The sequence below is a fragment of the Dictyobacter alpinus genome (genome assembly GCF_003967575.1).
In the GTDB taxonomy this organism is placed as follows: Bacteria; Chloroflexota; Ktedonobacteria; order Ktedonobacterales; family Ktedonobacteraceae; genus Dictyobacter; species Dictyobacter alpinus.
In genome coordinates, this window is record NZ_BIFT01000001.1 from 1,065,223 (window position 1) to 1,078,070 (window position 12,848).

Sequence of the window (12,848 nt, forward strand, 5' to 3'; positions counted from 1 at the left end):
CTCCCTTGTGCGCGACCGTGAGGGACGCCTCTTCGTTTTCTTGTGTTGCGATACAATCTACACAGGATATCCCCAAAGGGATATCCGCTCTTGCCATGTCTGAAAATGGTAGGCTCGTAAGCGCTACTTATTCTCCCAGAGCAAAGCGGCTGAAGCGGCGAACGATAATATTCTCACCAGTCTCAGCAATTACCTTACGCACGAGGTCGCTAATTGTCACAGAATCATCTTTTACCCAGGGCTGCATCATGAGCACCTGCTCGCTGAACTCTTTTTTCAGTTTGCCATTGAACACCTCTTCACGGCGTGCTTCTGGAACACGAGCCATCGAAGGATCCTCAGCAAATTTTTGGCGGGCAGCCTCAATTACTTCAGCCGGGACATCTTCATAATTCACATATTTAGGAGCAACACCCACGATCTGGAGCGCCAGATCAGCGGCCAGGTTGCGGAAACTTTCGCTACGGGCGACGAAATCAGTGTTACAGTTCAGTTCAATCAACACACCAAGGCGGTTATTATGGTGAACATAGGAGAAGACGCCGCCTTCTTTGGTCTCACGACCGGCGGTAACCATCTTATCCGCTTTCTTATCGCGGCGAGCCTCAAGATATTTGACTGCATCATCCCATGATTTGGCATCAGACAAAGCATTTTTACAATCCGCGAATGTAGCACCAGTCTCCTCGCGCAACTTCTTCACATCGGTAGCTGCGAAATCCATAGGTTGGTTTCTCCTCAATCTTTATCCATGATACTCAGATCTCATGGACAGTACAACAACTGCTGTCCATTTTTTTTGACTCCGAGTGCTTGACAAATGAAAAATGTACCACTTACACGCTCAGATCGTGTGTAAAAGGACAAAGTATATACATAAAAAGGCGGGAGTCAGGGGACGCATATGCCCCTTTTCTCCCACCAAAGCATTCTGTTGAGTTTTGACTAATGAGCCTCTTTAGAAACCAGTTCTGGCTCAACAGCTGGAGCAGCCTCGGCCTCGGCCTTGGGTGCCTCGGCCTGAGGGGCCTCGGTTGCTGTTGTCTCCGCCTTAGGTGCCTCTGCCTCGGCCTGAGGGGCTGCGGCTTCTGGAGCCGTAGCTTCGGCAGCTGGTGCAACAACCTCAGATGGAGCAACGAACTCGGCTGGTGCTTCAACATCACCTGGCTCAGAGTCTTTCTGCTGGGCCTCTAGCTCACGGCGACCCTCAACGGCGGCATCAGCGATCTTCGCGCAAAGCAGGCGAACAGCACGAATGGCATCGTCATTAGCAGGGATAGGATAATCCATCTCGTCTGGATCAGAGTTTGTATCGGCCAGAGCAACGATGGGGATCTCCAGGCGGCGAGCTTCCATAACAGCGGTGCGCTCTTTACGTGTATCGATAATGAAGATAGCACTGGGCAAGCGGCGCATATCTTTGATACCACCCAGGATGCGCTCCAGGCGCAGGATCTCGTCCTGCATGTGCTGGACCTCTTTTTTGGGCAGGCGCTCAAAGTCACCACGGTCACGGCGCATTTCCAGGTCACGCAGATAAGTAATACGCGATTGAATGGTTTTGAAGTTGGTCAGCATACCACCAAGCCAGCGCTGATTTACATAGAACATGCCACAACGCTTGGCCTCTTCAGCTACAGCCTCTTGTGCCTGCTTCTTGGTACCGACGAAGAGCAATGTGCCTCCATCAGCAACCAGCTGCTCAACAAACTTGTAGGCTTCGTTCAGGCGGGTCACGGTTTGCTGCAGGTCAATGATATGAATACCGTTGCGGTCCATGAAAATGAACTGCTGCATTTTTGGATTCCAACGGCGCGTCTGGTGACCAAAGTGCACACCAGCTTCCAACAACTGTTTCATGGAAATGATATTAGCCAAAAAACGGACCTCCCTTGATCCTCCGCTCTCATCACTACGGCGTCAGGGTCCCCGAAGGTATACTCGTGTTCCAAACATCTAGAGAAGTTATGGACCCCAGGGTCAGCGCTTTCCCAGAGAGCGTGTGTACTTATGTGTTATTTTTCAGCAGGCGATCAGTCCTCGCCTACTCCGACAGTGAAGTATAGCACAGAGCCTGAGAGGACGCAATCTTTATTAGAAATCAAGATTATCGACGCACTTCCGCACAAAAATTTATCTATACTTGAAAAAGACCTACAATCTCTCCCCCTTTCTAACCGCAGTATTGCTCCTGAACGGCTACAAAACAAAGTGCTGCTCCTAAAAATAGGTGAACACCGTCCGCTTCTTGAAATCAGGCGTATAGTGTAAAGTGAGTGTACACATTTTTAGCTAACGTTATAAGCATGTTTGTTCTCTGACACCTCGCGTCTACGGCGCTCGCTTCTCTTTTGTGTGAAGGCATGGCGAGGTGATCATGATCACCTCGCCATGCCTTCACACAAAAGGTGGGAATAACAAATTACACATGACACTGGTTAATGGACAGAATGACGTTTATACCATTTTCTGGGTTGAGGAAGTAGAAAGGGATTGATAACAGATGGTAAATGTCTTAATTGTTGATGATCACTCATTAATGCGCCGTGCTGTACGTGAGGTGATTGAAAAAGAAGAAGATATGCAGGTGGTGGCTGAAGCCAGTAACGGACAAGAGGCGGAACTGCAGGCCGCAGAGATGCAGCCAGATGTTGTGCTGATGGATGTAGATATGCCGGATTGTACTGGTTTTGAAGCGACCGAACGCGTACTAGCTTGTTCACCAAAATCACGCGTGATTATTTTTACTTCGTCTCACCAGGAGCAGTTCCTTTTCCAGGCAATTCAAAAAGGGGCGATGGGGTATATCACAAAGGACATTGAGCCCGATGCGCTAATTCATGCCATTCATTGTGCCGCCCGTAATGATCTCTGTATTCCAGGAGCTTTCACTACTCAGTTGCTTGCTCACTTGCGCTCCTCCTGGAAGATGAATAGCCCCTACGGGGGGGTGATGTCTGCTGGGGTCTCCTATCGTACACCACGCCGCACGGCGCATGCGGCTAGCGCGGGTGAAATAGTCTTAACCGATGCCAATGCGCATTTACCCCGGCCACTCACGGAACGGGAAAAACAGATCCTGGACCTAATGCGCAAAGGCCGTAAGAATCGTGAGATTGCCCTGGAACTGGCAATCGCTGAGTCAACCGTACATAAACATGTTCAAAATATCTTCGAAAAGCTTCATGCGCGTAATCGTACCGAGGCCATCTATCTTACAACCGCTGAAGTCTAATATTCACACACCTTGTATGGTACAATAATACCAGGAAACTTTAGAAGATAGCATGCATGCAATTGTATTAACGAAGTCGCCCATCAAACAATGGCGGCTTCGTTAACCTCAAGTAAGAAGTGTTCACTGGCGCTTTTTAAGCTACTATTACCATACAGAACACTATACGTGCGAGAACAATGAAAGCCTCAGTCAGAAACAGAGCATATACCACAACTACCGGCAGAAGAAATGACGTTATTCCTGATACGGACTACATAGACGAGAGTATTGATGGTTATCAAAGCACAACATATTACGAAGATTTATCGAAGTGGTCAACTACGTGTCGAGGCACTACATGATCTTTCGCTTGCGATCGAGCAAGGAGAAATGGTGGCGATAATGGGGCCTAGCGGCTGTGGAAAAACGACCTTGCTCAATTGTCTATCAGGCTTAGATACAATTGATGAGGGAGATATTTATATCCGTGGGCAAAATTTACGAGATTTAAGTGAGCGGGAACGTACAGCCTATCGTGGACAGAATATGGGCTTTATTTTTCAGGATTTTAATTTGTTGCCGGTGCTCACTGCCGTAGAAAACGTCGAGCTACCACTACTGGTCACAAAGGTGCCCAGCCGCAAAGCCCGACGACGAGCCTTAGAGATGTTGGAGACTGTCGGATTATCTACACGGGCCAGCCATCGGCCGGCTGAACTATCTGGCGGCCAACGGCAGCGCGTCACAATCGCACGTGCCCTGGTCAACAATCCTGCCCTGATCTGGGCGGATGAGCCGACTGGCAATCTTGATAGCGAAACAGCAGCAGAGATCATGGAACTGCTGTTACAACTCAATAAAGAACAACAACAGACCTTTGTGCTGGTGACGCATGCTGAGAGTATTGGACAACAAGCTCACCGCATCATTAAGATGCGTGATGGCAAAATTCTGCCCTCCTGACAAACACAGGAGGACAGTTGCCCCCGGCAGATTATTTAGCCATACTACGATTTTCAGCTGACAATTGACTATGTACAACTTCTTTAATGTGCGCCGAAGAAAGTCCATAGAGCTCTTTGAGGATGGTCAGGGCACCATGTTCTACAAACTTATCAGGCAATCCAATCACACGCACATCCACATCGTTGAGTCCATGCTCTTCAAGCAATTCCAGTACAGCACTACCAAAGCCACCCGAAACGACATGATCCTCAATCGTGATCAGCCGACCGGTTCCTCGGGCCAGGCGCAAGATCATCTCTTCGTCCAATGGTTTAGCCCAACGTGCGTTTACGACGGCAACGTGGATACCTTCGTCAGCCAGTTCTTTGGCCGCCAGTTCAGCCTGTGAGACCGTCGCACCATAGGCCAGTAATACCGCCTGCTGACGTTCAGCCGCCTCTAATGTATCAGGACTGAGCAGTTCCGCTTTACCAACTTCTAACATGTGAAACTGGTCACTCATTGGCACACCCAGGGCTTTACCACGAGGATAACGCAGGGCCACAGGTCCGTCCAGATAGATGGCTGTGTAGAGCATCTGACGTAACTCTTCCTCATCCTTAGGAGCCATAACCTTCATGCCTGGAATCATACGCGAGAAGGCAATATCGAAGACACCATGCTGGGTCTGACCATCCTCACCCACCAGACCAGCTCGATCCATCGCAAACACCACATGCAGATCCTGGACGGCAATATCATGGATGATCTGATCAATAGCTCGCTGCATAAATGTAGAATAGATGGCGACAACTGGTGTCAAACCACCAACGGCCATACCACCCGAGAAGGTGACTGCATGCTGCTCCGCGATACCAACATCAAAGTAGCGCTCAGGAAAACGCTTATGCAACTTTTTCAGTCCTGTGCCCTCTTCCATCGCCGCAGTGACACCCACCACCTTGGGATCATTCTCAGCAATCGCTACCAGAGCATCGGCAAAGACCTCAGTATACGAAGGAGGATCGCCTGCGTTCTTCTTGATCACACCAGTAGTATAATCATAGGCGCCTGGTCCATGCCATTTGGTGGAGTCACCTTCAGCGATCTCCCAGCCTTTTCCCTTCTTCGTCACCATCTGCACAATGATTGGACCATCGACACGTTTCACGTTCTCGAATACATCCAACATTGTCTCTATGTCGTGACCATCAAAAGGACCAAAGAACTTGAAGCCAAGCTCTTCAAAGATAGCTCCACTCTTGCTATGCATCATAAATTGTTTGAAACTGGTTTCAGCACGGCCAGCAGCCTCGCGTGCTTTATCACCAAGTACAGGGAGCCGCTCGATCGAACCTTTAGCCATATCGCGCAGGCGCTGGTAACTTGGAGAAGTCTGCATACGACGCACATTACCTAGATATTGTGAAATTGCACCAACATTATCAGAGATAGATTTATCATTGTCATTGAGAACAATTATCAGATTTTTCTTCAGGCTACCAGCATTGTTAATAGCTTCTAATGCCATACCACCTGTTAATGAACCATCACCAATAATAGCCACTACCTTATGGTCTTCACCTTGAATATCTCTGGCCGCCGCCATGCCCAGAGCAGCAGAGATCGATGTACTCGCATGGCTCGCCCCAAAGACATCAAAATCACTTTCATCCCGTCGCAGATAGCCTGAGAGACCTCCAAATTGACGGATGGTATGGAAACGCTCACGGCGGCCCGTCAGCAACTTATGCACATAAGCCTGATGTCCGATATCCCAGACGAGCATATCCTTCGGCGTATCAAAAACATAGTGAAGTGCCATGGTCAGTTCGACAACACCAAGATTGGGAGCCAGATGGCCACCTCTCACCGACACTTTCTCGATGATCTCGCGCCGAATCTCCTTCGCCAAAAGTTCCATCTGCGGAACTGACAGGGCACGCAATTGCTCTGGGCCATTAATGGTCTCAAGAATGCTTGTCAATGGTTTCCTCCAAATTACTAGACACTGGCTTCCCTCTGTGTACATCGGCAACAAGCGACCAGTAAATATTTCAAAGAAGCGGCTCACGCCACTGTAATGAAGATGCATAAAAGTCAGATAAAGGGTGTATCACAAGGTACCTTCCACAATATTATAGATATGTTCGCAGATACTGGCAAACGCTTCGGCCCTAAAAATTCATGCACCTGGGGTCTTGACAAGGCTTAAAACAGCCTCTCAAGCCACTTGATGCCTATAAAAAGGTCCCTTGACAGCTTCCCTCTTTCTTCTTATTATGATCCACATATGGTACCACTCGTAGTTTGGAAGCAGACATATCTCAACAATTGATAGTGTCTGCTAACAGGTAGGCAAACATTTTTTCGTCAGATACGGGTAGAATGATAGAGAAAGCGCTATCTCGCACCGGGCGGCGGATAGAGCTCTAAACAAAAACTATCAATCTATTCGTACATTACCAGATGGTAGTTTTTTGCTACTCCGAGCCTGGAAGAGCAGTACCATATCTGGGGAAATTATCCGGACAATCGACAACCTGCAGGTATATATACTATAGTGCCTCTTACTGGTAAGCACTTTAGTTTAGCACAGGTTGGAAACAATTGAGTACGTCTTTAAAAATACAAAGGAAGGTAGGAGCGGTCTTCGTCCTTGAGAGGACGAAAAACTGCGTATATTATGACACGAAAAGATAGCGAAAAAGATTCAGAGCGACCACATTACTATTCCCAGTTCTGGCTGGATGTTGCCGCAGGTCGCCGCGTGATTGGTGCCCCAAGACCGGAAGACGGCGAGGGAGCAGAGGCCGAAATTCCAGAGGCGGCTCCACAACGTCGCGGTCGTTTCAGCGATAGCAGCGATGGACAGGGTGAAAAAATTGTTCATCCCGTCGCTGAACCAGTACGCACGCCACAGGATTTCATTGAGCCAGATACCGAGGATTACGAACTACCTGCAAATGACCATGAAGATCTGAGCTACCAGAATGAATTGGTCGAAGATGCAGATGTCCCAGATGTAGACCTCGCTCCCGAAGAGGAAGAAGAGGATGTGTTTGAGGAGGATGTAGAGGAGGATGAGGAAGAGGAGGATGATGACATGAATTGGGGTCGCGGCCGCAAAAAGCCTAAACCTACACGTGCCACCAAACCTGTCGCCAAAAAGCCCGGCAAGCGTGACACGCGCCGCCCTTACTAGCATCGTTCAACTCTAAAGTAATCAATAAGCGACCGTAGTAATTACGGTCGCTTATTTTTATCTATATAACGCCATGTACAAGTTTTATCCCTCACACCTCGCGCCTACGGCTCTCGCTTGTTTTGAGGAGGAACATGGCGAGGCGGTCGCGACCGCCTCGCCATGTTCCTCCTCAAAAGAGTGGGTATGTGGAGAACTTGTACATGGCATTATATAGTTAGCTATGGATAGATGCCACGGATCTGTGTGGCTTCGGCTACACGCGAGATGGCTAGCATATTAGCACCCAGGCGCATATCACAGTTGTACAGGTCCGCCTGATCCGCCACAGCATCAAAGGCCTTATTCATAATCACTTCCAGACGAGAGGTAATTTCTGTGTTATCCCAGAACAGGCTTTGCAGGTCTTGTACCCACTCAAAGTAGCTGACTGTCACTCCACCGGCATTGGCCAGAATATCAGGAATAACCAGGGAGCCTTTCTTGAAAAGGATCACGTCAGCCTCAGGGGTGGTTGGACCATTGGCCGCCTCGGCAATAATGCGGGCTTGCACCTGCTCAGCATTGTGTTGGGTAATCATGCCCTCAGTGGCCGCCGGAATTAAAATGTCACAGGGGACAGTCAGGACATCGGGGATACTGACACGTTGGCCCTGTGGATAGGTTGCTACGGTTCCATGTACTAATTTATGGCGCTGCACAGCTACAGGATCCAGTCCTGATTCGTTATACAGACCGCCTGCACTATCGCTTACAGCCACGATCTTACAGCCTTCAGCATGGAATAAACGCGCAGCACCACTACCAGCATTACCAAAGCCCTGCAGACTTACACGCGCACCTTTTAAGGGCATGCCAATGCGTTGCGCGGCTCGGCGGGTGGTAAACAATACACCAGTAGCGGTAGCTTCGTTGCGGCCTTCGCTTCCCCCAATGGAAAGGGGCTTTCCGGTCACAACCGCTGGCACGGAGAAGCCAGCATGCATAGAATAGGTATCCATCATCCAGGCCATAACCTGCGAGTTGGTATTAACATCGGGGGCGGGAATATCACTATGAGGACCAATAACGATAGAAATTTCAGTAGTAAAACGACGTGTCATGCGCTCCAATTCGCTGGCGGTCATGTCCTTGGGATCACAGATCACACCACCTTTGGCACCCCCATAGGGAATACCCACCACGGCACACTTCCAGGTCATCCACATGGCCAGGGCCTTCACCTCATCCAACGTCACATCAGGACTATAGCGGATGCCGCCTTTGGCAGGACCGCGATTCACATTGTGCTGGACGCGATAACCGGTCATGGTCTTAATTCTTCCACTATCAAAGCGGACCGGAAAATTGACGGTGAGTTCACGCTTGGGCTTGCGTAAGATCTCACGCATATCCTCAGACAACTCCAGTTTATCGGCCGCTAGCTCAAATTGCTGGACAGCCATGTCGTATGGATTAAAGACTTGCATGGTCGCTCCTCTAGCGCAAACAGTACTATGTTTGCCCTGCACATACATCCTTGTATGCTTCCCCCCGGGACGCAGGGAGTTATCCCTGCGTCTCTTCTAACTTCTTCTTTAGTAACGGTTGAACAACGTCAGGTTTTGCCTGACCACGACTTTGCTTCATTACCTGGCCCATAAGACTCTTAATAGCATTGGTCTTACCATTACGATAATCAGTTACAGCTTTTTCGTTGTTGGCAATCACCTCTTCAATTATACGCTCAAGTGTACTCGAATCACTAATAGGAGGCTCAATACCTTTACGTTCGACGATAGCTTCGGGCAACTCACCACTTACAAAGGCTTCATCAAGTATCTCTTTCGCCTGCTTACCAGTAATGCGCTCTTTATCGAGCAGGTCGAGCAGATTAGCAACTGCACCTGGAGTCAATGCTATATCCTGTAACGCGATCGCATTGGCGTTCAGCAGGCGCACAACCTCACTGAGGACCCAGTTACTGGCTGCTTTAGCACGCGCCTTGCGATCCTTGACAGAGGAGGCCGCCACCACTTGCTCAAAGTAGTCACCTAAGGGCTTATCTTCGGTCAACACATTAGCATCTTGTTCAGAGATACCATATTCTTCCTGATAGCGTATGCGACGAGCATCTGGCAGCTCTGACAACTGTTCCCGTAGTGCCTCCACAGAAGCACGGCTAATAATCAATGGTGGTAGATCAGGCTCCGGAAAATAACGATAATCATCGGCCTTCTCTTTTACACGCTGCGTTATAGTAATACCTTTATTCTCGATCCAACCACGGGTCTCCTGCCGAATGGTGCCCCCATTACGGATAACCTCAATCTGGCGGCGTGCTTCATATTCCAACGCGCGCTCAACTGAACGGAAACTGTTCATATTCTTAATTTCGGTCTTCACACCCAGCGTCTTCTGTCCACGTGGACGCACCGACACGTTAGCATCACAACGTAAACTACCCTCTTCCATACGACCTGAAGAGACACCGAGGTAGATCAGGATCTCACGCAGCTTCTGCATATAGAGACGCGCTTCCTCAGGTGAACGCATATCAGGCTCACTCACAATTTCCATTAAAGGTGTGCCTGCACGATTAATGTCGATCAAAGTATAGCCTTGACGATGCAGTGAACGGGCCGTATCTTCTTCTAGATGCACACGAGTAATGCCAATGCGCCGCTGCTGGCCTTGATAATCAATCATCAAATAGCCATCATTACTCAAAGGAATATCATACTGTGAAATCTGATACCCCTTCATCAAATCAGGATAATGATAGCTTTTGCGGTCGAACTTTGAGTATTCAGGAATAGAGCAATTCAATGCCAGCGCAGTCATGATAGTATAATTGACCGCTTCCTGATTAATGACCGGTAGCACACCCGGCATACCCATACATATAGGACACACATGGGTATTGGGGGCAGCATTAGCATAGTTGGTGCTACAAGAGCAGAACATCTTGCTCTTCGTCAGCAATTGTGAATGCACCTCAAGTCCGATAACGATCTCAAAATCGGTATCGATCGGAGCATATGCATTTGTCGTCATGTGCGTATTCTCACTTTATTTCTAGCGTCTAACTATGTCTACAGCAGAGCAGCCTTGTTTTGTCGTAAGTCTAGCCGTTTCTTTTTCATCCGTCAATGGGAAGGCACAGTTACCCTCCCCGCGCGCAGTGCACGCACAATTTAGCGGTATCGCCATTTATTTTAGCACAGAGTCATAATAGTAGAGATATCCCCCAAAAAGCTCTTCAGTACAGGTTCTTTTTTTTGCGAGAATCAAGGCCTCAGCTAAACTGAGCCAGGAATACGCAAAGCAAACGCTGTTGCAGGTAACAATGGAATAATGTATACTGTCCCAGGAACGAAGTAGCATAGTTTATAACTTACAGGCGTGCAGGTAGACGCGCGCATAAGAGAGCTGGCAGGAGAGCGTTACGTATGTCTCTAATTAATATGGCGAAACGCGAGATTAATTGTAAAATCGTCTATTATGGAATTGGTCTTTGCGGCAAGACGACAAATCTACACTATATACACCAGGCAGTGAATCCTCACGATGTAGGGGAAATGGTCTCAATCGATACTGAAACAGAGCGTACCTTATACTTCGATCTGCTGCCTCTAGAACTGGGAAAAGTCCACGGATTTAATATTCGCTTTCAACTTTATACGGTCCCAGGTCAGATCCTGTATCAACAAACTCGTATCTCGGTTCTTAAAGGAGCCGATTGCGTTATTTTCGTGGCTGACTCACAGGCCAGCAAATTGCAAGAGAATATTGAGTGCTGGAATGAACTACAGGAACAGTTACGCCGTATGAATAAAGATGCCTCTAGCTTTCCTCTGGTTATGCAATGGAATAAACGTGATCTACAGGATACACTGCCAGTTTCAGTATTGGAAAAATACTTGAATCCTTATCGTGTACCCAGCTACGAAGCTGTTGCGGTAACCGGAAAAGGTGTCATCGAAAGTCTGCGCGTAGGCATCAACTCAACGCTACGCAAACTCGAACGTATCTAAATTTTTTCTCCTATCTATCTTCGCACCATACATAAAAGCGCCCATCGAATTGGGGCGCTTTTTTTATCGCATTTATAGTTGCGAAATTCAAATAAGCCACTCACATTTCAAGTTGCTATCGCAGTTTATGTCAGGTACTTGACAAGGTCCCATACAATCGTGGTATACCTAAAGTACTAAAAAAGGCCGAGTCTATGGGGTAGAAACTCCTAGAAGGGTCCATAAAATGGCTTGCCAACTTCTAGACGCTTAAAGCATTAATGTGTATAATGGGCAAAGTCATAAGGTCTGCAAGCCCCTTAACGTAATCGGGGCACCCACTAGCTTGGGAGTTCAATGAATATCAAAAAGAGTGCAGGCAGTGTTGCTATGGGCCTCTACGCTGTCCGCTTCTCTTCTATGAAGGGATTACATGGAAACGATACGTGTCATCATTATTGATGAGCAGCCGCTCTTCCGTGAGGGTATCCGCGCGACCCTCGAACGAATGGGGGACTGCGAAATTGTTGGAGAGTCGACGGATGCAGCTGATGTACTCGAAATTGCTCGTACGTGCAACCCCGATGTAGCCCTCATCGACGCAGGACTGACTTCCTCGGATCCACTAGAAATTGCTCGTCAGATGCGACATTCGGCGCCCCGTCTGGCTATCATTATTCTGACTCCATCTGAGGATGAAGAACGTTTATTTCAGTCTATCAAGGTCGGTGCCGCCGCTTATACGACACGCAATATTAGCAGTGAGGAATTAGTAGATACGGTCCGTAAGGTTAGCCATGGCGAGTATTTGATTCGCGATGATGTCCTTGCTAAACCTCAACTCGCGAGCCGCGTCCTCAAGTCTTTCCGCGAATTAACCGTGGAAGAAGAGGAAACCGAGCAAAAGGATGTCTATTCTCCCCTCTCTAGTCGCGAGGTAGAAATCCTTGATTATATTGCACGCGGAAATAGCAATAAAGAGATCGCCAAATCTTTAAAAATTAGTGATCAGACCGTAAAAAATCATATCACTTCTATTCTGAAAAAATTATCGGTGAATGATCGTACAGCGGCTGTAGTTCATGCTTTACGTCATGGCTGGATTAAGATGCACGAGGAATAACATAGCGTATTTCATTCGACGCTATCTATTCATGATGTCATAGTGCGGCTGTCGCGTATGACCAGACAAGTCAGGTTACAGGTGTCCCTTCTCCTCTCCATGGAGATATATGCAAAGCAGGAGAGCCATAATCATGGGCAGCCATTGTCTGCGCACTAAAAGTAACGCGAAAAAGTAGCTACCATAAAACGCAGACAGCTTGCTCAAAAATACTGGCAGCGGTCTCTCAAAAAAAAGACTGGTACAAGAAAGATGCTATGTCCATATTGTGCCAGCTTTTTTCTGTCCGGGCGGACCAGTTCTTCCCCATGGAATCCCCACTCTACTCTATGCTTCCTGAGTATTTCAGTATATGTTAAATTT

At 48.1% G+C, this 12,848-nt stretch carries 10 protein-coding genes; 5 read left to right on the plus strand and 5 right to left on the minus strand.

What is annotated here, in order from left to right:
- Positions 1-127 precede the first annotated feature (127 nt).
- Complete coding sequence (gene tsf / locus EL633_RS04235; protein ID WP_126625999.1) at positions 128-724, minus strand: elongation factor Ts; 597 nt, start codon at positions 722-724, stop codon at positions 128-130.
- 221 nt (positions 725-945) lie between these two features.
- Positions 946-1,860 (minus strand): 30S ribosomal protein S2, encoded by a 915-nt coding sequence (gene rpsB, locus EL633_RS04240; RefSeq protein ID WP_126629336.1) that lies wholly within the window; start codon positions 1,858-1,860, stop codon positions 946-948.
- A 643-nt stretch (positions 1,861-2,503) separates the two neighbouring features.
- Here rpsB and EL633_RS04245 point away from each other — a divergent pair.
- Entirely contained in the window at positions 2,504-3,235 is a 732-nt protein-coding gene (locus tag EL633_RS04245; protein WP_126626000.1) for a response regulator, read from the plus strand.
- 273 nt (positions 3,236-3,508) lie between these two features.
- Positions 3,509-4,180, plus strand: coding sequence for an ABC transporter ATP-binding protein (locus EL633_RS04250; protein WP_126626001.1), 672 nt, complete (start codon positions 3,509-3,511; stop codon positions 4,178-4,180).
- 31 nt (positions 4,181-4,211) lie between these two features.
- Here the strand turns inward: EL633_RS04250 and dxs are convergent, their stop codons facing one another.
- A complete protein-coding gene (gene dxs, locus EL633_RS04255; protein WP_371865553.1) occupies positions 4,212-6,194 on the minus strand; it encodes a 1-deoxy-D-xylulose-5-phosphate synthase in 1,983 nt (660 codons plus the stop codon).
- Between the two features lie 654 nt (positions 6,195-6,848).
- Here dxs and EL633_RS36470 point away from each other — a divergent pair.
- Positions 6,849-7,367 carry a hypothetical protein gene (locus tag EL633_RS36470; RefSeq protein ID WP_161981929.1) on the plus strand — a complete coding sequence of 173 codons (519 nt, stop codon included), beginning with the start codon at positions 6,849-6,851 and terminating at the stop codon, positions 7,365-7,367.
- Between the two features lie 221 nt (positions 7,368-7,588).
- Here the strand turns inward: EL633_RS36470 and EL633_RS04265 are convergent, their stop codons facing one another.
- Both EL633_RS04265 and gatB read right to left on the minus strand, forming a co-directional pair.
- Positions 7,589-8,836: a Glu/Leu/Phe/Val family dehydrogenase gene (locus EL633_RS04265; protein ID WP_126626004.1), complete on the minus strand. Its 1,248-nt coding sequence runs from the start codon at positions 8,834-8,836 to the stop codon at positions 7,589-7,591.
- Between the two features lie 79 nt (positions 8,837-8,915).
- The gene (gene gatB, locus EL633_RS04270) at positions 8,916-10,403 is read right to left on the minus strand and encodes an Asp-tRNA(Asn)/Glu-tRNA(Gln) amidotransferase subunit GatB (protein WP_174845155.1); all 1,488 of its coding nucleotides are present in this window, start codon (positions 10,401-10,403) and stop codon (positions 8,916-8,918) included.
- 395 nt (positions 10,404-10,798) lie between these two features.
- On the opposite strand from gatB, the gene EL633_RS04275 reads away from it, so the two are divergent.
- Together EL633_RS04275 and EL633_RS04280 are read left to right on the plus strand one after the other, a co-directional pair.
- Complete coding sequence (locus EL633_RS04275; protein WP_126626005.1) at positions 10,799-11,383, plus strand: GTP-binding protein; 585 nt, start codon at positions 10,799-10,801, stop codon at positions 11,381-11,383.
- 412 nt (positions 11,384-11,795) lie between these two features.
- Entirely contained in the window at positions 11,796-12,485 is a 690-nt protein-coding gene (locus EL633_RS04280) for a LuxR C-terminal-related transcriptional regulator (protein WP_126626006.1), read from the plus strand.
- Positions 12,486-12,848 lie beyond the last annotated feature (363 nt).

Coding starts and splice junctions, on each gene's coding strand:
- tsf (WP_126625999.1), bottom strand. CDS start 724: ATGGATTTCGCAGCTACCGATGTGAAGAAGTTGCGCGAGGAGACTGGT.
- rpsB (WP_126629336.1), bottom strand. CDS start 1,860: ATGAAACAGTTGTTGGAAGCTGGTGTGCACTTTGGTCACCAGACGCGC.
- EL633_RS04245 (WP_126626000.1), top strand. CDS start 2,504: ATGGTAAATGTCTTAATTGTTGATGATCACTCATTAATGCGCCGTGCT.
- EL633_RS04250 (WP_126626001.1), top strand. CDS start 3,509: ATGGTTATCAAAGCACAACATATTACGAAGATTTATCGAAGTGGTCAA.
- dxs (WP_371865553.1), bottom strand. CDS start 6,194: ATGTACACAGAGGGAAGCCAGTGTCTAGTAATTTGGAGGAAACCATTG.
- EL633_RS36470 (WP_161981929.1), top strand. CDS start 6,849: ATGACACGAAAAGATAGCGAAAAAGATTCAGAGCGACCACATTACTAT.
- EL633_RS04265 (WP_126626004.1), bottom strand. CDS start 8,836: ATGCAAGTCTTTAATCCATACGACATGGCTGTCCAGCAATTTGAGCTA.
- gatB (WP_174845155.1), bottom strand. CDS start 10,403: ATGACGACAAATGCATATGCTCCGATCGATACCGATTTTGAGATCGTT.
- EL633_RS04275 (WP_126626005.1), top strand. CDS start 10,799: ATGTCTCTAATTAATATGGCGAAACGCGAGATTAATTGTAAAATCGTC.
- EL633_RS04280 (WP_126626006.1), top strand. CDS start 11,796: ATGGAAACGATACGTGTCATCATTATTGATGAGCAGCCGCTCTTCCGT.